We start from the raw sequence: 23,628 nt of genomic DNA, 5'->3' as shown, positions 1-23,628 counted from the left end.
ATGTAACTCATTGAAATGTGTCATCATATTCGTCGTCAGAAAACAAGTATTATGCCATTATTTCAATGAGTTATCTTTTTTTGTCGTGTACAAAGGTATAAACATTTTTGGTTTCTGGTAATTATGTCCTCATTGATCAATTTTCTATCTCGGTTTAGTACTGCAACTCTTCAGCGCAGTCTGAGCTATGCTAAACACATTGATAGGGAAACGATTGAGTTCTTTGAGGAAAAAGATGGGGTTACGATGTATGCCCAAATTGAAGGGACAGATTATTACGATACTGCAATTACCTATAATCCCCAAAAAGACCGTTTAATCGATGACGACTGCACTTGTCCGGTTGGATATAACTGTAAACATGCTGCTGCTTTAGCGCGGTTATTCTTTCAGGAATATCGCCAGGAATTTCAGCAGCGTTATGCTGACTCTCAATCCCCGCAGGGAATCGCAAAGCGCCAACGTGGGGATGATCAGGCACAGCGCTGGTTGAATGATTTTAAACGGTATTTACAACAGACTGAACCAGAGCAATCTGTCAAAACAAACAATTATTTAATTTACCTGCTAGATCAGTCGGTCAGCTTAAAGAAATTGACAGTTGATGTTCAGAAGGCCAGACGCAATAAAAACGGCTCAATTGCGGGGGAAAGTTATTATACCCAATATGAAAATATCACCAGAAAGCATCTGACCTTACCTGAACAAAAACGACAATTATTTAACCAGATTTATTATTACGCCAAAATAAACAGCGACGAACGCTTTTATCAAAGCAATCTTGATATCTCCGGAATTTTATTGGAGCATTTCAAATCTTTTATTCAAAGTGGCGATGTATACTGGCAAAAAAAGAGCCATACTGCACTTCAATGGTCAGAACAAGGCTATCACATCGAACTGATCTGGCAACAAGGTGTAAACAAACAGACAGAGCATTTAAACATTGAATTGGTCAATGGTGATATTCGACTCGATTTAAAATCAAATCCTCATATTCAGATTCTCGCGAGCCATCCACCATGTTATGTGGATATTCAACAGAACACGGTGGGCCAGTTATATGGTGAATATACGGCAAATCTTCTGTACCATTTTTTACAGATGCCTGATCTTCCATCTATGCTCTTGCCAGAGTTTGAGAAACTGACTCATCAATATTCAGACGTGAAAAATCTGCCTCAGCCCGAGTCTATTCAGCATATTGATGTCCTTGAGGGTAGTCCCCAGCCAATTTTACGCTTCGGTGTTTTAGATAAATTTGATTGGAAATGGGAAGAGTCTGTTTGTGCTGAAATTGAATTCTCCTATGCAGGCGGAAGAATAAAAGCAGGTACATCAGGCGACAGTTTTATTGGTGAGCAGCATGGCAAAATGGTGCGACAGCTTCGGGACTTAGTTCAGGAACAACAGTCAATCCAGCGTTTACAGCTATTGGTCGAATCACTGAAGTGGGTGAAAGATCTTAGTTATGACCAGCAATTAAAACTGGATAAACAACGTCTCGATTCTATGGTTTTTGCTTTCTATGGAGACTGGATCAAACAGCTGATGCCCATCAATCAAATTGAGTTGATGGGCTGGCAGATAGAGCATCTGGAAAACAGCCCCTTTAACCTGCAATATGTTGAAAATTTAAATATTTCTATCACTGAATCTGAAGGCCAGCAGGACTGGTTTAATATCGGGGCGACGGTTCAAGACAGTGCAGGCAATTCTTATAATTTGCTTGATGCGCTCGTAGCTTTGGTGCGAGTAAATCCTGATTTACTTGATCCACGGACTTTTATTCATCTGCATGACAGTCAAATTTTCACCGTGAAAACTGCAGTTGATCAACCTGATTTGGCGCTATCCGCTAGGGATATTAAGCCGGTATTGTTGCATCTGCAGAGCATTTTACAGCAAGAAGAGCGCAGTATTGATCGCTATGATGCGAGTCAATTATTAGAATTGCAGCATCATCTGGGGATGGTGTGGCAGGTCAGTAATCGCCTGCAGCAATTTGCGCAGAAATTCAAACAAGGCTATCAGCAACAACTGCCGACACCACAAGGTTTTCAGGGGGAATTACGTCCATACCAGCAGCAGGGCCTAGGCTGGTTACAGTTTTTAAGGGAAACCCAGCATGGCGGGATTCTGGCGGATGATATGGGCTTGGGGAAAACAGCACAAACTTTAGCCCACTTACTCATGGAAAAGCAGGCTGGTCATTTGCAGGACAGTCCCGCCTTAATTGTTGCACCCACATCGCTGATGCATAACTGGTTCAAAGAAGCGGAGAAATTTACCCCTGAGCTCAAGGTATTGCTGCTACAGGGGCCCGACCGCCATCAGAATTTTGAGCAGATTCCGCACTATGATATTGTGTTAACCACCTATCCGCTTCTGGCGAGAGATGAAGAGCAACTAAAGCAATATGAATATCATCAACTCATTTTGGATGAGGCGCAGAATATCAAAAATCCGCGCGCCAAAGCTGCACAGGTAGTACGGCAATTAACAGCGCGACATCGTCTATGTCTAACCGGTACACCTATGGAAAATCATTTGGGTGAGCTGTGGGCACTATTTTATTTCCTGATGCCAGGATTTTTATATTCACAAGAAATTTTTAATAAAAAGTACCGTCATCCGATTGAAAAGCGCGGTGATGAGCAGTTAAGACAAAAGTTGGTCAACCGGATTAAGCCCTTCATTTTACGTCGCTTGAAAACTGACGTAGCCAAAGAGTTGCCAGAAAAAACCACGATTGAAGTCAATATTGATATGAATGACCAGCAATCCAAGTTATATGAGGCTGTTCGTGCCACGATGCAGGCAAGCATTCAGAAAATTGTGGCAGAAAAAGGCTTTAAACGTAGTCAAATTCAAATTTTAGATGCCTTACTGAAGCTACGTCAGGTGTGCTGCCATCCTAGCTTACTAAAGCTGGATTCAGTGAAAATTGGGCAGGCGCATTCTGCCAAACTTGAACAGTTGATGGATATGGTCGTTCCAATGGTGGAAGAGGGGCGAAAAATTCTTATCTTCTCTCAGTTTACCTCAATGTTGGAACTGATTGAACAACAGTTCCATCACGCAGAAATTGGCTATGTGAAGCTGACTGGAAAGACCAAAAAGCGAGATGAAGTCATTACAGCGTTTCAGTCTGGACAAGTGCCGGTATTTTTAATCAGTCTGAAAGCAGGAGGGGTCGGTTTGAATCTAACTGCCGCAGATACGGTCATTCACTATGATCCATGGTGGAACCCTGCTGCTGAAGATCAAGCTTCAGATCGTGCATGGCGGATTGGACAGGACAAGCCGGTATTTGTCTATAAGCTGATTACTAATAAAAGCATAGAAGAAAAAATTCTTGCCTTACAGCAAAATAAAGCAGAACTGGCACACTCTATTCTAAGTACAGATCATGAAGGCGAAGCGAAACTGACGGAAAATGACGTGATGAACTTGTTTGAGAAATTTTAGTTTGGTTTCAGATTACCCTAATCATCTGTAAGTATCTGAAAGTCCGGATGCAATTTTTTCCAATGTTCTCTTAATTTTTCTTTATGAGCGGAAATCATAGGTAAGTCTAGTAATAGCGCTGGCCATAATGATCGAGCATTATCCATAATATCGTGAAGTTGCTTCTCGATGATACGCCATGGAACGCCGACTTTTTCTGCCCATTGCTTAAAATGCTTCATCTCAGCTAAATACCAATCTTTATTTTTGGCAAGATTTAATGCGAAATGATGCTCATTTTCAATATATACACTGGTCATTAATATATCGTATGCGGGTGATAATCTTGGTGCACTTTTATCGTAATAAATCATACTCCAGTTCTTTAAGTGTGCATCTCCATTGGCGAGTAAAATATTTATGAGTAAACGGCTGGCAAATTGCTGAATATCAATAATTTTGTTATCTGATAATTGATAAATGATCTTTCCTATCTGCTCATAATTTGTGGTGCTGTATTTCTGATGTGGATATGCGCCGAAGATCTGAGCAAAATCTTCGATGTGAATAAGCTCTGTAGTATCAGCAGTACTCTGTCTATCAAATCTTTTGATTGCGAAAGCATATTGCTCTTGGGGTAAATTTAATGGTGGAAGGTCTTGTAAAAGGGCCATATCCACCAAGCGAATCTCAGGGACATCTATTCCGACCGTTTTGGCAAGGGTCATCATAGAATATTCATTTAGCGGAACAAAAGCATGTCTGGAAGAAGGAGTTTTGATAATCCAGTCCCCGAGTAGAGTCGTTTCCGTTGCCTGTGCTAGTGTAAAACGCCCATCTTTGGCTTTCATGGAAAACTTCATTTGGACGCCGGCCAAGGAAAACTTATTATCTGTTCGAATCTCTTGCTTTAAAATTTGATCTGGATTCGAGATCTGCAGTTTGAATTTTATTTCATCTGGAATTTCTTCTGGATCTAATGGAGTCGCAATGAGTGCTCCAGGTAAATCATGACCTAAAGCTGCCAATAACTGAAATTCATTGTCTATATGTACTTTGAGGCTTTGTGCAATCAGTTCACGTAATGCACCTTCTGGTAGCAAGTTTGATAGCAAGGGGTGTAAGCGCTGATGTGTAACATAGGTCTTTTCTAAAATTTTATCCGCTTGAGGATACAAGGGGGAAGTCAGCAGGCTCAAGGTCGGACGTTGCTGATCAAAGCGGAAAGAATCTGTAAAAACCAGAATATTTTTTCCGCTCTGAAATCCTGCCAAGTATCCAACGATACCGTGATGTAATGTTAATTTCAGGACGGCAACAGTATTCATGGTTCCTCTCCTCCGAGAAGACCCTTCCATGGGTTAGTCATTAAGTCATCCTGATCTTCAATAGTGACTTTAATTTCATCATTCAATAATTGTCTGATCAAATGAACCTTATCATCAGGGATGAGCATCAGTTGAGCATTTAATCCTGCCGCTATAATTTCTAAGGTCTCTAATCGAGGGTTGCCCTGACTTTCCAGTTTTTGGTACTGCTGTCTTGAAATGCCTGTACGGGATTGCATATCAACTTGCTTTAAGCCCAATTGGGTTCGTCTTTTTTTGATTTGCTGAAGTAAAGACTTATTCATTGTAGATACATTTATTGCTTTTAGGTCCTATAAGAAACATATTAGTTTCTTTTTTTTTGAAAAGCAATTTATGAATTTATCATTTCGATCTGTAAAATAGCCCTACTTGTATGAGAAATGGGTGTTCAAGTTGTTGTTGATTTTGCATTGTTGGATGTAAATACCAAATGATAAGAGCCTGTAAATAATTTCATTCATCATATTCTGAAAATATTTCTTCAATTTCATCCCACTGTGGCAATTTAAACTTTTTTTTATTCACTTCGAATTGTAAACCCACGCCATCAAGCACACGTTCAAATATGTCAAATGAACCTGTAAAACGGCCATTCTCTATCTCTGAAATTGTTGTTTTATTGACTTTAGTCTTTTCTGAAAGACTTTTCTGTGTATAGCCTAATCCTTTTCTTGCCAAACGTATTTCTTTACCTATTTCGCCTCTTGTAGCCATATCAATTTTTCGCTCCCGAAACTTGTTAGCCATATAGCAAACTTTTAACTAATTATGGTGAATGTTTGCTATATAGCAAACTTCTATAATGATTGTTGAATAGTTATTGAATTTATAAGGGGGATTTACCTCGCATCAGGTTAATAAAATCCAATATATAGCAGCAGTTCGCAATTAATTGACGGAATTAGGCCAGACATATACATCTTGAGAAGAAGGGGGATTCTTATACCTCGCATTTGAATTATTGGAGAGGACTATCACTTTCAAATTTTTCTATAATACTTTGCTTATCTTAAAGTTTAGCCCGAAGACCTTCCACCAATTGTAAAACAGAGGCCAATCCTTGAGGGTTCTGAATCTGTTCTATTGGAATACCACTCATCAATTTATTGGGTGATTTCATAAAATGCTGCATCCAGGCTGTATCCCCACCTGTAAGAGCATCTAGTGATGTGGTAATACGGATTAAAGTGAGGGCGATTTCTCCCTGTTTTGAAGTGGGATCTAATTCAAGAGAGGTTAATTTTTTCACTGAATCTATATTCAGTATTAAGGCTAGTTGATCTTGTGTAAGACCAAGGCGCTCAGCAGCAGCTAAAACTGCCTTAGCTAATATCATTTTCTGTTTTGCAGTTTTTTCTGATGTTGTACGCATGACTGATCCCTGTTTCAGACGCTGCTAATTCATAGAGTTTATACTATTTAATTATCGTTGATCAGACATCCAATTTTTACTAAAGATATATTAAATTTGACTTTAGATAAGGAAACAACGGTTAAATTATTTAACAGCATGTAGTGATTTCTAGTCCTGCAACTTGGAGTTCAAGAGATCGAGGTCTACCGATACAGGCTAAATGTAAACAGAATTTAAACGCTGCCAGTGCTTTGGCATCTTTTGTTGAGTAAAGCTGGAGACGAACATAATCTTCTTGAGTCGTAGGATGCTCTGTTGTGCTCGATTTAGTCAGCTTCAGTAATAAAGGTTGTTTCTTTTTATCTAACAATTGTACCAAGTCTTGTCCAAGCAAATGCCAAAATTGATGGGGAAACAGGTCTTTTACCTTGGAATAAAATGATTCCAATTGATCGATTTTATTCCATCGATAATGAATGCCGGTATGAGAAACTGTAACACGACTTAAAAATGTCTCAAGCACCGCTTTTATTTGATCTGGCTTTTTTTCAAATATATTTTGAATATTTTCAAAAAAATAGTTCCTTGCTGTGCGCTCTTCAACGGTATCTATCATGGCGGGTTTCAAAGGTTTATCCAGATGATTTGTGTTGTTGAGATCAAATAATCTTGGGTTATTTTTTTGAGACTTGAGCTGGCCTAGTTGTTTTGCATTTTCATACCAGTAGTTAACCAGTTCTACAGGTAAACACATTTCCTTTGAGACTAGATCTGGATCATGATGAATTTCCAGTAAATTTAAGCATTTAAAAAACCATGCAAATGAAATTTTGGATTCCTTTGTTCCTGCAAAATATTTAAAAAAATCATGAGGCTGAGCGTTAAATGAAACCTCATCTAGAATATCTTCTACGTTACTTTTTAACCAGTCAGTTTGATCGTTGAGTAACTGCTGACTTAAATGGACAGCATGTTTTTCGAAATTGAATGGAGCAGAATCTTTTACTGTGTTTAAAAATTTGAAAGAAGGCAGGTAGCCCATCATTTTCTTTGCTAATTGAGTATCTATGTCTGGGTGATATTGCAGTATTTTATGTCCAGCGATCAGGTAGCTCAGATGAATATAGCTTTTAAAGGTTTCCGTAGGGTCAATGTGACCCAGTAAATGGGCAATCATAAACCAATGATTTTGACCATGCGTATTACGGAGTAACTCTGTCCGAATGGACTGATATTCTTCTGCAGTATAATCCGTAAGATTCTTGACCAGTGGAGCATAATCGCAGTTGAGCAGAATGGATAAGTGATTGGCAGCCGTGTGTCGAAATGAGTGAAAAGAATAGTCATGAGTTTTAAAAAGCTCGTTCATAATCATTCTGAAAGGTGTTGTCACCGTATGTTTGTTCAGCTTGCTATTTTCATTCCAGTTGCTGAATAGGTATAAGTTTTCCTGATTGAGTAATCGTTGCTCGACTACATGATTATGAAATATTTGATATTCATCGGTTTTTAATAAGCAATATACAGGGACTTTGCGTTCAGCACTATCTGTTTTAAGTTGATGTAAGTTTCCTTTCTTTTTTGAGCCGTAGGGCTGAATCCAAACGGATAAACAGCTCAAGCCCTCGATATCCCGCACACGTAAGCCGAGAATTTCATTAATACGCATACCGGTACGGTAAGCTAAAATATAGATGATTTTTAATGTCTTATACGTATTTTCTTGACTATTAGCCCCTGAAAATAAGGTATCTAACTTGTTCATGAAAGCTTGATAAGTCATGGGACCAATGATACGTGCTCTCGGTCTGTTTTGTATGGCAATTGACTCTAATTCGAGAGACTCAGCGTCAAAAACTGTTTGTTGAAAGCTATGGAAGCGTTTCAACATTCTGACGGTCTGACCACTGGATTTTTTAAAGTTAAGCTCGCCTGCCTCATCTGCAAGTCGGGTATTCGTAATGATTTGCTGATAGATATTAGCCAGTATCGTATTCAGATCATCTTCGCTATCTAGATATTGTAAAGAATGGGTTAGCCAAGGCTCGGCAATACGCGAATAATAAGTGTAAATCGAACCGTCTTTTAAACGCTTATTCTGCTGAAACGATTTTTGAAATTGGTTTACGCAAAAATTAAAACGTTCAGCCAGTGGCTGAATCTGTTCTAATTCTGGTTTATAAAGGCTGATGAGCCATAAGGCGACACGTTTACTATACTCATTAAATTTATTAGTATTTTCAATGCAATATTTAATGATTAATGCATCGATACTTTGATCAGTTTGTGATGTACGAATCAGTTGTAAAAGGTCTTTGTGAATCTTTATAACATCATCCAAGGCTTGCTGAATGTCATCATTAGAGTAGGATTCCCTCACAGTAGATGGTGATTTTTCTACATTTGAATCAGTAAGAGTGTCCTGCTGATATTTAAATTTTGGATGAAGAAATCTTTCAAATTCTATTTCTGATAAGCCACAGGTTGCAGTATTCTCAATGAGGCATTGTGAAAGTGCAGGATCAATGTCAACTTTCGGGAGTTGCATCCAGTTAAAGTTGGCGTAGTCGCGTAACAATTTATAAGTTTTGAGATTAAATGGTAACTTAATCTTATTAAAAATAAGCTGTAGATAGTCTTCTACATTCTGGTTTACTGTACGAATATTTCTGCTATTAAAATGAATTAACCATAAGCGTGTAATTTGATCCGGAATAAAATTACGCGATTTACGGATGGTTTTTTCATCAATAAAGAGATCTCCATAAGAGGGGGAGAGCGGTTCTAAAAATATAATGTTCAGATCTTCGATCTTTCTGATTTTTGCCGGATCTTTTAAGTGTTCAAGCAAAGCTTCTAAAGAGGATTTTTGATTTAAGCCTGAGTAAAGCAGGGCAGAAATAACAATATTTCCAATGATTTCATCATCAGAAAATGTCTTGCTATCTTTCGCTAGAATCCAGTAGTCCCAAAGCTTATCAAGAACTTCATCAACCTGATGTCCCTTCTCGATCCAGTCCATTGTAAAAACCGGCTGATCACGCTGCATCTCAAATGTCAGATTTGGTAGGGGCAAAGTCTCACGACGATTTAAATTGATTTGCTTGATATATGACCGAAAAAATTCATGCGCATATTTTTTCCAGGCCAAGCTTGGAGCTTTGCGTTTAATAAACTCATAAATTGCTGGATAGAAGGATTCAAGATGCCCTTTTTGTTCCAAATCTTGTTCTTGGAAGTATTGAATTAGCTCCTGTTCTACATCTGCTCGAAGCTGTTTTTCCTGATCGAGTCGGTCTTGTTTTCTACGTGCTTCGGCATATAGTGTTCGAGTTTGCTTAGTACGTTTATTGAGTGAGGACATCTAGTTCAATACCGGTAATATTAAAATGATCTTTCATTTGTTCAAGAATATGAGCAATGCTTGAATATTGTGAAATAGATAAGCTGGAATAAGGATGAGCAGCTTCTTGCTGCATCGGTTCATGACCGAATAAAGCTAAAATTTCAATTTCGTTAATTTTATTGCTGAGAAACGCACGGGCAGTATGCCGGTGCCAGTTTTCATGCTCCAAACCTAACTCAGGATGAAAGTTTTTTACAATTGATGGCCTTAATGGGTGCCATTGACCATCCTGAAAGATATTCAAAAGTGGAAGCTTGCTCTCTAAAATATGTTGAATATATTGTGGAATTTCTGGCTGACTAGGAGCAATTTGAGTTTTAAAATAATGTAAAAATTCTATGAATTTCTGGAGTTCTTGTGCGACAAAATGACCCAGTGGAATTAAACGTCCATAGCCTTGACGCCCACCCACCTCTTTATCAGAAACCATGCATATTTTTCTTTTCAGGTTAAAGCTTTTTAAAAAACCTGGAAATTCAGCGACGGGTCGTGCAGCAGTAAAGAGCAACAAGAAATGCCACATCCACAGATTGTAATGATTGAAAATTGCTATCCAGTCGTCTTCTTTTTGTGAAATTATTCTGAATTTGAGTGTGGCAAAGATATTTTGAATCACATTTGAAGTAGGTGCTTTGCGGCTACCAAAGTTTTTTTCTGCAGCATATTCGATATTCTGGTAGTCATCGGATAACGACTCACACAGCTCTTTTAAAATTGAGACATATTCAGTCTGTAAAGTCAGGATATTTTGATGACAATAAGAAGTAGAAGAAGACTTATTTGCATCAATACCGGTGAGAAGGTCAGCAAGCTGTTTATTTCCAGTGCGTTGCAAAATAGTCTGATGTAAAAGAGAGCTAATTCTTATTAATGATAATTTTGGAATATAAAGTTTGGCTCTCAGCTGTTTCAAATGTTGCTGAATGTCCTCTTCCGTAACGGTGTTACCATCTCGTAGCGAAGCAATAAATGAATTCGGGATCGGGATGTCCAGATGAACTGTTTGGTTGAGCAAGCCATCTGGATAAGCAAAATCCTTATTTTCAAAAATTGAAAATTTACTTCTCAGAAAATATTGCCCATTGCTTTGCTTGATCTGTTGGCGAGAATTCAATTTTTTAGCACGTTTACTTTGTAGATGTAGCCACTCCTGGATTTTATTTCCGGTCAGAAATGACAGCATCAGGATCAAGGATGCCTTCTTTTTTTTGGTTTCTTTATCCTTGTCTTTAGAGTCTTCTTCAATTTCAACAATGTAATTTTTATATAGTTCAGTAAGTAGAGCACTTATACTTGTGATATTAGGAAAGAGGCTGCTGTATGGCAGCAAATGTTCTTTTCGTTGAATATGTTTGGCAACCAGAGGCAGCACATAGCTCTGGCTGGATTCTGAATATTCAGCCAGAGGGGTAACGATGGTTGGGTCTACAAGTATTTGACGTGTATCTTGGTCATCTAGTTGTTTTTCTATATTGAGAGCTTTAGATTTTTGCCCTTTTTTAATTTCTGAACTTTCTACAATCAGCTGATCTTCGTCTAAAAATTCATGTTGCAGTTGAGTCTCGATGCTCTCTTTGGCAATTTTTGCTTTATTTTCCAAAACATAATTAAAGGTGATGCGGATCACTTTGAGCAGGTTTTGCATAAAATCATTAGATGACTCTTTATCACGTTCTTCATCAATAACCTCATTCAAATACCGAATAAATTCAACTAAGGAAAGGGATGGATCTTTAAGATACTTTTTCCAAAGAAGCATATATTCAGGAGTATTTTGATATTCTTTTTCGGAACTCAGAACCCGATTGGCGGTACGGAAGCGCTGGAATAAACGTTTTACAGTGTTGAAATGTTCTGTGTGATCATCTTTAAAAAGTTCAGGTTGAATGTCTGGAAGCGCAATTAGGTAAACTGCTGCTTTTAAGACCAGGATATTCCAGATTAACGCATTTTCTTCTGACTTTGCTAATTGTGCAATTGAGTTCACATACCAAGTGACTGGTGTTGCGCGAACAGTATGTTTTCGAGAGGAGACCAAGGCAGCGGGTCTAGCAACAACAGAACTGGTTTCTAGATCAAAATCTAATAGATCGAGATTCAGCCCTTCCAGACATTGATCAGTTGGATATGAAATCAGTAAATCAGCAACATATTGAATATGTTTGGTACGTTGGAGCTGCTCGTCACCAAAGAGTTTTTCCAGTGTCTGTTTTAATGATACCCGCGTAATATCAGCAGCATTTTGATGGCTTGGGTTAGATTCTGACATTATGCTTTCCATAGCTGATCTGGCGTGAGAACGAAGTCGGGATTGTTTAGAAGCTGCTGCACAATTCCACTGGTTTGCTGCAGTTGATCAAGCACATTCTGTCTTTTCCGGTTTATAACTTTATTGCGGTAATTCAGTTGATTTTGTGTGCATGACAGCAGTTCTGCAAGCAGATCCAAGCTCATAGTACGGTGAGGTTTGAAAGAATTTTCTTTGTTTAAAGCCAGGATAACTTCAGATGAAATATGGGCATTAATCAGCGATTGCATTTTTTTAGGGTTAAGTCGGTCCAGTTCATGATAAAAGGACAGAAATTTTATGAATTCTGAACTTGCCACTTTTTTTAATAGCTCAATTTTGTCCTCATCTTGAGGAAAAGAATGAACAAGTACGTTAATATTTTTTGGTATATGCTGAGACCAATATAGAAACCACTGAAAATTATTTGTAATGGTAAAACCAGAGAAATTAGGATCTTTCCATACGTGAAGTTCGAGACTTGGATTTAATGTAGACAAATCAGTTTTTAAGGATTTAAAAGCCTCTTGATAGCAAAGATAAATTCCAGAAAAATAAGGATGTACACTGATTTGGATTTTATTAAAATTTTTACACAACAATTTTTTAGGTGTGCCAAATTTTTCATTGAAATCAAAAGCCGTTTCCATAGTCCCCATAAGTGTAAAAAACAATCAATTGAATATTCTTATAATTTTTTGAAATATTAAACAAGATTGATATACCCCATATCTTGTGTATATTTACAATTAATATACAATATATTGTTATTTTTATATAATTTTAAGAACTAAATAACAACCTATAACATGCTGTATATTTGAAGATATAGAGGTTCTTACTTGGGAAATTAAACAATTGAAACAGGTAGAAGTTGTTACAGATATTCTATGCAATCAATCTCCCACTTGAGTTTTCAGCCTTATTCGCACATTGGAGGTATAGTTTCAAGCCTGATGAAAACGGAGCTTGGAAATTTTTATTAGCTAAAGAACTGAAAGAAGTTGAATATTAAATTAATACAGCCTCAAAATTAAAATGGACCTCTTTACCTAGAGGGCTATTATTTTGAGTTCATAGGGGACAGCTCTAGTTATCCCAGTATGAGACAGCCTCATTCTGCCCTGTTTCAAATGCTTTTGGACTCATTCTTTCGAGATGCTAATGGCACCTGATTTGATTATAAAATATCTTTATATAATCTTATAAGTTTTCTAAGTGACCTAAATTTTTATTTTGTACGCTATGAAGGATAGTTTGCAAAATTTCAATTCGTGCAGCATATTTACTATCATTGGCAATGATGTGCCAAGGAGAAATATCTGTGCTCGTATATTTGAACATATCTGATGCTGCTTGTAAGTAGGCATCCCACTTTTCTCTATTACGCCAATCATCTTCTGTTAATTTGAAGCTTTTTTGAGGTGTATTTTTTCGCTTGTAAAAACGACGTAATTGTTCATCTTTTGAAATTGCTAGCCAAAATTTTATAACAATTGTATTTGTATCAGACAGTTGTTTTTCGTACTGATTTATTTCTTCATAAGCATTTTGCCATTCTATTGGGTTAATTAAATCTTCTACACGTTCTACAAGTACACGTCCATACCAGCTGCGATCAAAAATATTAAGTGCCCCATTCGTTGAATGCTTATTCCAAAAACGCCACAAATAAGGACGTAATCGTTCAAAATTTTCTGGTGCTGAAATACTATGAATATTATATTCGTGTAGCCCTAGAAATTTAATGATGCGCTTAATTGAACTGCCTTTACCTGCGGCATCCATACCTTCAAAAACTAATACAACGTTATGTGATGAATAACGTAGAACATCTGCGACTTTCCTTTCTAGTTGTTTAATGGTTTTTTTATACTCTATGTGGCTAATTTCACTTTTTTTTATTTGAGTTAAACTTGAAGGAATAGGTGCCGCCTGATATTTTAATTTACTCTTAATTTGTACAGGTGGTAGTTTTAGATGTTTAAGTATTAATTGAGAAAATTGTGTATTTCTTTCTATATTGTTTTCACTATTAATGATTACCCAATCGTGGGTGAATCTATTTCTTAAAGTTTGAATTTGATTGTATAAGGTTTTAGTTTTCCATTTTTTTTGTGGAAAATCATCCCATGTAAAACGTGGAACTCTTTGGATTTTATTAATAATATCAATATTTTTTGTGCGAATTTTTACTTTGCTCCATGAAACATCAAACCAAACTTTAATAATATCTACATTATTATTTTTTAAGTAACTTTCAAATTCATATATACGCTTTAAGTGTTCGTTGAATGCATTATTTTGTATTTTTTCATCATTTAATATAGTTGACGCTAGTAAATCAGTATACCAATTCCCATAAAAAAACAGGATTTGTCCATTTTTTGGAATGTCATTTATGTATGGTTGCCAAATTAATTTATTTTCTTTGACTCTATTTGGGGTTTCAGCCTTAATTTTTAAATATCTAGGATCCATTAATTCACTTAGCTTTTTGATTGATTGATTTTTTCGCGTTAGTTCAATTCCGCCAATTATTACTAATATACTTTTTGATTTAGAATTCTTGAGTTTATATTGTTCTTGAATTAATTTAATGGAGAGGTCTTGATAATTCATTTTAAGTCTCGTTTAAAAAAATTTTAATAAAATAATTATAAATTCAGTTACAGTCAATGTTATTTTTTTATGGTTAAAGTTGTTTTGCAACAACTTTTTTTGTGCCATTGAAACAAAGCCGACTAAAAAGATCGGTATTTTTTATTATTATTTTTATTAGTATGTTTAATATAAGTTATTGTTATTTATTGATATTTAAAATATTATAATATAAATTTTGACCTTTTATTATTTTAAGTTTATATTCTTTTCAGAAAATTTGTTGACAGCAATATTTTTATATGTCTTTGGAAGGGGGCTGTTGTGAGTCTTGAGATTTCAACTGTTTTAGAACATAAAGAAAACTTGAATAATGATTTTTTTAAGAAAAAGACACAGGTTAGAGCAATTGAATCTGATTTTAAGATGGTGAATCAGACTATTAAGCTTCTATCAGAAGGTGGCGTTAATGCAGTTACATTAGAGGCAGTAGGTGTGAATGCTGGATACAGTCGCGGTTTAGTTTCTCGGCGCTATGGTTCTAAGGATCAATTACTTGTTCGAGTTTTAAATTATTTGGAAAACTGGTTAAATGAGAAATCTAAAATTGCAACTAATAATAAATATGGTTTAGATGCTATTAATTCATTTATTTTAAGTATTTCAGATGATTTTTATTTGTATCGTGAAAAATATAGAGCATATTTTTGGTTGAGATTTTATGGTTTAGAGCAAAATAAAATTTTAAATGAATATCTGGTAAGATCTCATAATATGCGTGAGGAAAACATTATTAAATGGCTTAAAGAAGCATTAGCTCTAGAGGAATTATCACGAAATGTAGATATTGAAATGGTACATGATTTTATTAAAACATCATTGATGGGTTTAGTTCATAACTGGATGGTAGATCCTAATTTTAATATTGAAATTAGATTGAAGCAGTTAGTTTATATTCATTTAAAAAATATGTTTTCAAATTCTCATTTTTATCATTCTGTTAATTTTTGGGGTGAATAATATTATGCAATTTACCCAATTAAAATATAGTAGTTTTTTAATTATATTCAGTATTACTGGTTGTCAACAAATAGATCCTTATCAAAAGCCTAAAATTTCTTTATCTCATAATTATCCGATTCAAACTCAGCACTCTTACCAAGCACTTTCTTGGATTGATTATGTCAAAGATCAACAACTTATTAATATTGTCGATCTGGCACTAGTGGCGAATCAGGATTTAAAGATTGCTTCATTACGTATGCATGAAGCACAAGCGGCTTATAACATTCAACGTGCTGAACTTTTTCCGAATATAGGTGGTACTGCGAGCATGGAACGCAGTCATGTGCCTGCCGACTTATCTTATGTCGGTAGAGAAGTGACATCCAGTCAGTATTCTGTGGGTCTTGGCATGAACCAATGGGAGCTGGATTTGTGGGGTCGTATCCGCAGCTTGAATGAAGCGGCTTTGCAGCAATTTCTTGCAGTTGAAAGCAATGTGCGTGCAGCACGCAATAGTATTATGCAGCAAACTGTTCAAAGTTATTTAACGTTATCTGAACTGGATAAACGCATCCATTTTGCTCAGCGCTCTGTACAGAATTATGAAAAATCAGTACGAATTTTTAAGCGCCGTTTTGAGGTGGGTGCAGGCTCTAAAGTGGAATACATGCAAGCAAAAACAATGCTCAGTAATGGTCAAGCTTTAGTGGCTGAAATACAGAAATCCCGTGCACTGACTGCAAACTATTTAGTGCAATTGGTGGGACAGCCGATTTCTTTGCCTAAAACAGATTTAGATCAAGTGACTTTTAAAACAAGTATGCTACAAACGGGTTTGCCTTCAGACTTATTGTTGAACCGTCCTGATATTCATGCTGCGGAAGCAATGCTTAAATCTAAGCATGCCAATATCTATGCGGCACGCGCAGCATTTTTTCCACGTATCGCACTGACGGGCAGTTTTGGAACAGCCAGTGCAGATTTAGACGATTTATTTAAATCTGGCAGCAGTGTTTGGTCGTTTGCTCCAAGTATCAGTGTGCCGATTTTTACTGCGGGTCGTCTAAAAAATAATTTGACCTTAGCAGAAGTGCGTAAAGAGATTGCAGTGGCAGAGTATGAAAAGACGGTACAGAACGCATTCCGTGAAGTCTCTGATGCACTGGTTCAACAGAAATATTTAGATCAACAATTACGGATTCAGAAACAAGGACTCAGTGCTTTCCAGGAAACTGCACGGCTGGCACAACTGCGTTATGACAACGGTGCTGTGGGATATTTAGACGTTTTGGATGCACAGCGCAATTTACTTAGTGCAGAACAGCAATGGATTGAAACGCAAAGTAGCTTAATGCAGTCCTATGTCAGTCTTTATTTTGCCTTGGGTGGTGACACCGCATTTGCAAAAAAAATTTAAAATATTGGGTAATTAAACATGAATTTTAAGAAAATAACCATTGCTGGGTTCATCGTTGTTTTAGGGTTGGTCGCTTATCTGATCTGGAAAAATATGAATAAGCCAGACACTGATGCCTTAGTCAGTGGCAATGGACGTATTGAAGCCACTGAAATTAACGTATCTAGTAAGCTATCTGGTCAGTTAGAAGAAATTTTGGTTAAAGAAGGTGACTTTGTCGAGCCTGGTCAAATCTTGGCGCGGGTTAAAATTTCTGCTTTAGAGGCCCAATTGCGTGAATTGGAAGCACAACAGCGTCAAGCCCAGGATGCGATTGCGACAGCGGAAGCACAAGTGTCAATGCGCATTAGTGAAAAATCTGCTGCTGAGGCAATGGTACAGCAGCGTGAAACCGAATTGATGGCCGCTAAAAACCGTTTGGCGCGTACTGAGGTTTTAGCCAAAGAGGGAGCCTCATCAAAGCAGCAACTCGATGATGAACGTGCCTCTGCGCAGCAAGTAGCAGCGGTATTAAGCGCAGCTAAAGCACAAGTGCAAAGTGCGCAAGGTGCGATCGTGGCCTCTAAAAGTCAAGTTTCAGCGGCTCATTCTCAAGTTGATGCAATCAAAGCATCGATTGAACGTATTAAATTTGATATGGATGATGCGCAATTACGTGCTCCATTAAAAGCAAGAGTGCAGTTCCGTGTTGCACAGCCGGGTGAATTGGTGGCAGCAGGTGGACGTGTTTTAAATCTGATTGATCTGTCTGATGTGTATATGACCTTCTTTTTGCCGGAAACTGTCGCAGGGCATATCGCCATTGGTACAGAAGTTCGCATTGTGTTGGATGCCGCGAAAAATGTGGTGATTCCTGCCAAAGTGTCATTTGTTGCAGATACTGCACAGTTCACACCAAAATCGGTGGAAACTGAAAGCGAACGCCAAAAATTGATGTTCCGTGTTAAAGCGAAAATTGATCCGACTTTATTAAACAATAATATTGAACAAGTCAAAACAGGTTTGCCGGGTGTGGCATATATCAAAATTGATGATCAGGCAGTGTGGCCGACATTTTTAGAGAAAAAAGCTAAATGATGACACAACAATCTGAAAAAGGATCGTTTGTTGCAGAAATTGAAAATGTCAGCCTGAAATATGGAAAAACAGTCGCGCTTAATAAAGTGTCGTTAACGTTACCTGCAGGTTGCATGATTGGTTTGATTGGTCCAGATGGGGTAGGTAAATCTAGCTTATTGGCTTTGCTGTCAGGTGCTAAAATTGTGCAGCAGGGGAAAGTAACAGTCTTGGGTGGTGATATTGCAGATAAATATCATCGAATTCAGGTCTGCCCATATATTGCCTATATGCCGCAGGGTCTAGGAAAAAACCTCTATAAAACATTAACTGTTGAAGAAAATTTACAATTTGTGGCCCGGTTATTTGGACATGATGCCATCGAGCGCCGCAAACGAATTGATGAACTGACCAAGAGTACAGGTTTATACAATTTTTTAGATCGCCCAGCAGGAAAACTTTCTGGCGGGATGAAGCAGAAATTGAGTCTATGCTGCTCTTTAATTCATGATCCGGATTTTCTGATTTTAGATGAGCCTACAACAGGGGTTGACCCTTTGGCGCGAGCGCAATTTTGGGAATTAATTAACCGTATTCGCAAAGTTCGTCCACATATGAGTGTAATTGTTGCTACTGCTTATATGGATGAGGCACAAGGTTTCGACTGGCTTGCAATGATGGATGATGGGGAAATTTTAAAAACTGGCACACCGCAGGAGCTGCTCAGTCAAACCCAAAGCATCAGCTTAGAAGATGCATTTATTAAATTGCTGCCAGAAGAAAAAAAAGCCGGTTATGAACCTGTCGTGATCCCGCCCTTGCCAGATTATGGTTCAGATACCTTTGCACTTGAAGCGAAAGATTTAACAGTAAAATTCGGAGATTTTACTGCTGTAGATCATGTTAATTTTCAAATTAAACGTGGTGAGATTTTTGGCTTTCTAGGTTCAAATGGCTGCGGTAAATCTACCACCATGAAAGTGCTGACGGGCCTCTTAGAAGCATCGGAAGGGCAGGCATGGCTGTTTGGTCAGCCCGTTGAAGGCAGCAATATTGAAACCCGGCGTCGTGTGGGCTATATGTCGCAGGCTTTTTCCCTGTATAGCGAACTGACTATTGTGCAGAATTTGGTATTGCATGCCAAATTATTTCATGTGCCACAAGAGCAAATTGAGCCGCGTGTACAACTGATGCTCGAGCGTTTTGATCTTGAGAATGTGAAAGAAAAACTGCCTGATGATTTGCCCTTGGGGGTTCGTCAGCGTTTATCACTCGCAGTGGCACTGGTGCATAATCCTGAAATTTTAATTCTGGATGAACCAACATCTGGGGTTGACCCGATTGCGCGTGATAATTTCTGGCGCTATTTAATCAATTTGTCGCGTAATGATGGGGTCACGATCTTTATTTCAACTCATTTTATGAACGAAGCGTTGCGCTGTGACCGAATGTCAATGATGCACGCTGGACGAGTGCTTGACAGTGCGTCACCAGCACAGCTGATAAAAAACCGCCATGCTGAAACACTTGAAGAAGCTTTTATCGGTTATTTGATTGATGCTGGTGCAGGCACTAAAGATCAGCCCAATGATTTGGCGAAAAGTATTGCTGAAACAAATGGCAGTAAAGAACTGAATGCCAAGCCAAAAAAATTCAGTTTGCGCCGGTTATTGAGTGTTGCCTGGCGTGAATCTTTGGAGTTGGCGCGTGATCCGATTCGCGCCACCATGGCTTTAATGGGGTCATTAATTTTACTGCTGGTCATGGGCTACGGCATCACCATGGATGTTGAAGACCTCAAATTCGCTGTGTTGGATCGTGACCAAACGAGCTTAAGTCAAAACTACAGCATGAGTATTGCAGGGTCGCGTTATTTTATCGAACAGCCAGCGCTGCAAAGCTATGATGATATTGATCAGCGTATGCGTAGTGGGGATATTTCCTTGGCGATAGAAATTCCGCCAAATTTTGCTCGTGATGTTGCTCGTGGTGAACAGGTGCAAGTCGCTGCGTGGATTGATGGTGCGATGCCACAGCGTGCAGAAACTGTGCAAGGTTATGTGCAGGGGATTCACACGTATTGGCTGATGCAAAAAGCATTGGAACAAAGTGGTTATAAAACATCTAGTACTGTGAGTGTTGAAACTCGTTACCGCTATAACCCAGATATTAAAAGTTTACCTGCGATGACCCCCGCAGTATTGCCTTTATTATTACTGTTGATTCCTGCCATGTTGACTGCTTTATCTGTGGTGCGAGAAAAAGAATTAGGTTCGATTGTGAATTTGTATGTCACACCAGTGACGCGGACAGAATTTTTAATTGGTAAACAGATTCCATATATCTTGTTGGCAATGTTGAACTATTTCCTTATGTGTTTGGTCATGGTTACTTTATTTGATGTACCTGTAAAAGGTAGCTTCTTTGCTCTGACCTTAGCTTCTTTTTTGTTTGTAATTTTTGCCACAGGTATGGGCCTATTGGCATCTACTATTACCAAAAGCCAGATTGCTTCAATGTTTTTAGTCATGATTGGGACTTTGATACCAGTTATGCAGTTTGCTGGAATTATCAATCCTGTATCGTCTTTGGATGGGTTTGGACGCTGGTTTGGGGAAATTTATCCGGCAACGCATATGGTCAATATCAGTCGTGGAATTTTTAATAAAGGTTTGGGCTTTGATGATTTGAAACAGGCCATTTGGATCATGGCCATGGCTGTTCCGGTAGTAATGTTTGCTGCTATTGCCTTGCTGAAGAAACAGGAGCAATAAGATGTTCACAAAATTACAGAATATCTACCAGCTCGGCTGTAAAGAGCTTTGGAGTCTCTGGCGCGATCCAATCATGTTGGTGTTAATTATTTACACCTTTACTGTATCAGTTTACACATCATCAACTGCTGTAAAAGAAACATTGAATATGGCGCCGATTGCGATTATTGATGAGGATCATTCAACTTTGTCGGAACGGATTTCTTCAACATTTTATCCTCCGAATTTTACCAGTAAAACCACAACGCTTAGCACGATGGATGCGGGTATGGATGCAGGTGAGTTTACTTTTGCAGTAAATATTCCACCCAATTTTCAGCAAGATGTATTGTCTGGCGAAAGTGCAGAGATTCAAGTGAATGTTGATGCGACTCGTATGATTCAAGCCATGTCGGGCGCAGGCTATATTCAGCAGATGATTCAGTCTGAAGTGAATGAATATGTGCTGCGTAACCGTGAAGTTACTAATCTGCCTATAGATTTGGCGATACGCTCCCGTTTTAATCCAACACTGGAAAATCAATGGTTTATGAGTGTCATGCAGATTATTAATAACGTGGCAATGCTTTCAATTATTCTGACTGGTGCAGCGCTGATTCGTGAACGTGAGCATGGCACCATTGAACATTTGATGGTGATGCCAGTAACGGTATTTGAAATCATGATGTCCAAAGTCTGGTCAATGAGTCTTGTGGTATTGATCGCAGTATTTGTTGGCTTAAAAGTCGTGATTCAGGGTGTATTGCATGTCCCGATTGATGGTAGTTTGCCGCTCTTTTTCTTTGGCGCCTTACTCACACTGTTTGCAACCACTTCGATGGGTATTTATATGGCAACCGTTTCAAAATCTATGCCGCAGTTTGGTTTGTTAATGATGCTGGTACTAATTCCAATGCAAATGCTGTCAGGCGGATCTACTCCACGCGAAAGCATGCCGGAAATTGTGCAGCAGGTCATGATGATTGCCCCAACTACACACTTCGTCTCTTTGGCTCAGGCCATTTTATACCGTAATGCAGGATTCGATGTGGTGTGGCCATCATTTGTATGGTTGTTAGGTATTGCGTCAGTGTTTTTTTATGTGTCTTGGAAGCGCTTTAAAGACACGATTCATACCATGGCGTAAAGAGTTTCCCTTTTGCAGGCAGATGACTCCCTGAATAGTCTGCCTGCTTTTTTTTATTCTTTGATAATAATTCAATGGCGCAAGATTTAAATAAATGTCATTTAATAGCATAATTTTTTTGAAATTTATAGGGGAATGTAGTGCTTCAAATTCTCTCTGAACTATGTGGCGGTGTCGGTCTATTTTTAATTGGTATGACGTTACTGACTGATAGCCTTAAAGAAATTGCAGGTCAGACCTTGAAGGAGTTACTGACACGGTTTACGGCAACACCGTTTAAAGCCATGCTGTCAGGTTTGGGCATGACATTGCTGGTGCATTCATCTACAGCAACAATTGTCGCCGCGATTGGTTTTGTCGGAGCAGGGGTACTTAGTTTCACGCAAGCCATGAGTGTGGTGATTGGTGCCAATATCGGCACAACCAGTACTGGTTGGATTGTGGCATTTTTGGGCATGAAATTTTCCATTTCCATGTTGGCATTGCCGATGATTGCTTTTGGCGCTCTACTTAAACTCATTGCTAAAGGTCAAATGGCTTTATTGGGTTTTGTGATTGCAGGCTTTGGTCTGATTTTCTTTGGCATCGATGTTTTGCAAAAAGCCATGGCGGGGTTTGCTGCACACTCAGATTTATCCTTTTTTGGTTATGACAGCTTGTGGTCACAATTGGTTTTGGTGCTGATCGGCATCATTATGGCGATGCTGCTGCAGTCCTCTAGTGCATCTATTACAGCGACTATGGCTGCTTTAGTCAGCGGTGCAATTGATTTACCGCAGGCACTATATATGGTGATTGGGCAAAATATTGGTGCAGTCGGCATTACCGTGATTTCGGTGATTGGTGCTTCGATCAATGCCAAACGTACAGTTGCTGTGAACGTGATTTTTAATCTCATCAGTGCGATTGTGGCATTTTTCATGTTGGCTCCGTTTTTTCTTTGGTTGATTAAACACAGTGCATTTTTCAGCAGCATTGATCAGGTGATTATGCTCGCGCTGTTTCATACCACGTTCAGTGTGTTGGGGGCATGTATATTTATGCCAAGTCTGAAATTTTTAGAACAGAAAATTATCCAATGGTTGCCAAGTAATAATCCTGCCATTTTAGACAGTCTGGATGATGCTAGTTTACAAGTACCTGCTATTGCAGTAGAGGCTGCGGAAAAGGCAGTATATTTCAGCATATTTGAGATTTTTAAAATTCTGCAAATGGTTTTTCAGACCGGTACATTACCTAGACAGCAGCAGCTGAATACGCTGAATGAGATTATTCAGCATATTGAGCAGTATTTAGAAAAAATAGCGATTCCTGAGCATCCTGCACTCAAACAAAAATTCTTATCATTACTGCGAGTAATGGTCTATGTACGTGTCTTACATAATGATTTAGAGCGTTTAGATAATGCCATATTGCTACGAACACAGCCGGCAATTTTTCAGTTAGCACTAGATTATTGCAATATTTTAGAAAGTTACTTTTCACATATAGAACAGTTAGCAGATCGGTCAGTCATTGAAAATCTTAGAGCCGATTTAAATCAGTTAAAAAAATGGACCAGTAGCCATCGTGCCGAAACGCGTAAAAAAGTCATGGAATATACCGAAGTAAATCAATTAAGCGCATCCAAAGGGGTGGAATTATTAGCTGCACAGCGTTGGATGGATCGCTTAATTGCACATAGCTATCGTTTCTCTAACGTGATGTATGAGCGTCTTTTAGAGGAGTCTTGATGAATGTGGTTCATCGCATTTTTTATCCAGCTGTGTTGAGGCTAAGAAA

At 38.2% G+C, this 23,628-nt stretch carries 15 protein-coding genes; 7 read left to right on the top strand and 8 right to left on the bottom strand.

Annotated elements, in window-relative coordinates; all coding sequences use genetic code 11:
• Positions 1–123 precede the first annotated feature (123 nt).
• On the top strand, positions 124–3,471 hold the full coding sequence (locus I593_RS00535) for a DEAD/DEAH box helicase (protein WP_004985750.1): 3,348 nt from the start codon (positions 124–126) through the stop codon (positions 3,469–3,471).
• A 17-nt stretch (positions 3,472–3,488) separates the two neighbouring features.
• Here I593_RS00535 and I593_RS00530 read toward each other — a convergent pair whose 3' ends face one another.
• From I593_RS00530 to I593_RS00495, 8 genes are all read right to left on the bottom strand, one after another.
• Entirely contained in the window at positions 3,489–4,778 is a 1,290-nt protein-coding gene (locus tag I593_RS00530) for a type II toxin-antitoxin system HipA family toxin (RefSeq protein WP_004985749.1), read from the bottom strand.
• Positions 4,775–5,083 (bottom strand): helix-turn-helix transcriptional regulator, encoded by a 309-nt coding sequence (locus I593_RS00525; protein ID WP_004282130.1) that lies wholly within the window; start codon positions 5,081–5,083, stop codon positions 4,775–4,777. The genes I593_RS00530 and I593_RS00525 overlap by 4 nt, the downstream gene beginning before the upstream one ends.
• Positions 5,084–5,273: 190 nt before the next feature.
• Positions 5,274–5,534, bottom strand: coding sequence for a helix-turn-helix domain-containing protein (locus tag I593_RS00520; RefSeq protein WP_004907126.1), 261 nt, complete (start codon positions 5,532–5,534; stop codon positions 5,274–5,276).
• A 295-nt stretch (positions 5,535–5,829) separates the two neighbouring features.
• Positions 5,830–6,192: an MbcA/ParS/Xre antitoxin family protein gene (locus I593_RS00515; RefSeq protein ID WP_004907123.1), complete on the bottom strand. Its 363-nt coding sequence runs from the start codon at positions 6,190–6,192 to the stop codon at positions 5,830–5,832.
• 130 nt (positions 6,193–6,322) lie between these two features.
• Positions 6,323–9,538: a tyrosine-type recombinase/integrase gene (locus I593_RS00510; protein ID WP_004907120.1), complete on the bottom strand. Its 3,216-nt coding sequence runs from the start codon at positions 9,536–9,538 to the stop codon at positions 6,323–6,325.
• The gene (locus I593_RS00505; protein ID WP_004907117.1) at positions 9,522–11,849 is read right to left on the bottom strand and encodes a hypothetical protein; all 2,328 of its coding nucleotides are present in this window, start codon (positions 11,847–11,849) and stop codon (positions 9,522–9,524) included. Before I593_RS00505 ends, I593_RS00510 begins: the two co-directional genes overlap by 17 nt.
• Positions 11,849–12,517 (bottom strand): hypothetical protein, encoded by a 669-nt coding sequence (locus I593_RS00500; RefSeq protein ID WP_010588950.1) that lies wholly within the window; start codon positions 12,515–12,517, stop codon positions 11,849–11,851. The genes I593_RS00505 and I593_RS00500 overlap by 1 nt, the downstream gene beginning before the upstream one ends.
• 553 nt (positions 12,518–13,070) lie before the next feature.
• Positions 13,071–14,489 (bottom strand): hypothetical protein, encoded by a 1,419-nt coding sequence (locus I593_RS00495; protein ID WP_016165642.1) that lies wholly within the window; start codon positions 14,487–14,489, stop codon positions 13,071–13,073.
• Positions 14,490–14,792: 303 nt separating this feature from the next.
• Here I593_RS00495 and I593_RS00490 point away from each other — a divergent pair, with 303 nt between their 5' ends.
• The 6 genes from I593_RS00490 to I593_RS00465 all read left to right on the top strand — a co-directional run bounded on the left by I593_RS00490 (position 14,793) and on the right by I593_RS00465 (position 23,579).
• Complete coding sequence (locus tag I593_RS00490) at positions 14,793–15,488, top strand: TetR/AcrR family transcriptional regulator (RefSeq protein ID WP_016165641.1); 696 nt, start codon at positions 14,793–14,795, stop codon at positions 15,486–15,488.
• A 4-nt stretch (positions 15,489–15,492) separates the two neighbouring features.
• Entirely contained in the window at positions 15,493–16,890 is a 1,398-nt protein-coding gene (locus tag I593_RS00485) for an efflux transporter outer membrane subunit (protein WP_016165640.1), read from the top strand.
• 18 nt (positions 16,891–16,908) lie between these two features.
• Positions 16,909–17,967: an HlyD family secretion protein gene (locus tag I593_RS00480; RefSeq protein WP_005137629.1), complete on the top strand. Its 1,059-nt coding sequence runs from the start codon at positions 16,909–16,911 to the stop codon at positions 17,965–17,967.
• Positions 17,964–20,720: a ribosome-associated ATPase/putative transporter RbbA gene (gene rbbA, locus I593_RS00475; protein ID WP_016165639.1), complete on the top strand. Its 2,757-nt coding sequence runs from the start codon at positions 17,964–17,966 to the stop codon at positions 20,718–20,720. The genes I593_RS00480 and rbbA overlap by 4 nt, the downstream gene beginning before the upstream one ends.
• Before the next feature lies 1 nt (position 20,721).
• On the top strand, positions 20,722–21,846 hold the full coding sequence (locus I593_RS00470) for an ABC transporter permease (protein ID WP_016165638.1): 1,125 nt from the start codon (positions 20,722–20,724) through the stop codon (positions 21,844–21,846).
• A gap of 140 nt (positions 21,847–21,986) precedes the next feature.
• Positions 21,987–23,579: a Na/Pi cotransporter family protein gene (locus I593_RS00465; protein WP_004907089.1), complete on the top strand. Its 1,593-nt coding sequence runs from the start codon at positions 21,987–21,989 to the stop codon at positions 23,577–23,579.
• Positions 23,580–23,628 lie beyond the last annotated feature (49 nt).

It is taken from the genome of Acinetobacter tandoii DSM 14970 = CIP 107469 (genome assembly GCF_000400735.1).
Lineage (GTDB): Bacteria > Pseudomonadota > Gammaproteobacteria > Pseudomonadales > Moraxellaceae > Acinetobacter > Acinetobacter tandoii.
This window is presented reverse-complemented; position numbering and strand designations above follow the sequence as displayed.

Excerpts from the sequence above, each read along its gene's own strand:
- I593_RS00495 (WP_016165642.1), bottom strand. The coding sequence starts at position 14,489 with ATGAATTATCAAGACCTCTCCATTAAATTAATTCAAGAACAATATAAA.
- rbbA (WP_016165639.1), top strand. The coding sequence starts at position 17,964 with ATGATGACACAACAATCTGAAAAAGGATCGTTTGTTGCAGAAATTGAA.
- I593_RS00470 (WP_016165638.1), top strand. The coding sequence starts at position 20,722 with ATGTTCACAAAATTACAGAATATCTACCAGCTCGGCTGTAAAGAGCTT.
- I593_RS00515 (WP_004907123.1), bottom strand. The coding sequence starts at position 6,192 with ATGCGTACAACATCAGAAAAAACTGCAAAACAGAAAATGATATTAGCT.
- I593_RS00480 (WP_005137629.1), top strand. The coding sequence starts at position 16,909 with ATGAATTTTAAGAAAATAACCATTGCTGGGTTCATCGTTGTTTTAGGG.
- I593_RS00485 (WP_016165640.1), top strand. The coding sequence starts at position 15,493 with ATGCAATTTACCCAATTAAAATATAGTAGTTTTTTAATTATATTCAGT.
- I593_RS00525 (WP_004282130.1), bottom strand. The coding sequence starts at position 5,083 with ATGAATAAGTCTTTACTTCAGCAAATCAAAAAAAGACGAACCCAATTG.
- I593_RS00505 (WP_004907117.1), bottom strand. The coding sequence starts at position 11,849 with ATGTCAGAATCTAACCCAAGCCATCAAAATGCTGCTGATATTACGCGG.
- I593_RS00500 (WP_010588950.1), bottom strand. The coding sequence starts at position 12,517 with ATGGAAACGGCTTTTGATTTCAATGAAAAATTTGGCACACCTAAAAAA.
- I593_RS00530 (WP_004985749.1), bottom strand. The coding sequence starts at position 4,778 with ATGAATACTGTTGCCGTCCTGAAATTAACATTACATCACGGTATCGTT.
- I593_RS00510 (WP_004907120.1), bottom strand. The coding sequence starts at position 9,538 with ATGTCCTCACTCAATAAACGTACTAAGCAAACTCGAACACTATATGCC.
- I593_RS00520 (WP_004907126.1), bottom strand. The coding sequence starts at position 5,534 with ATGGCTACAAGAGGCGAAATAGGTAAAGAAATACGTTTGGCAAGAAAA.
- I593_RS00535 (WP_004985750.1), top strand. The coding sequence starts at position 124 with ATGTCCTCATTGATCAATTTTCTATCTCGGTTTAGTACTGCAACTCTT.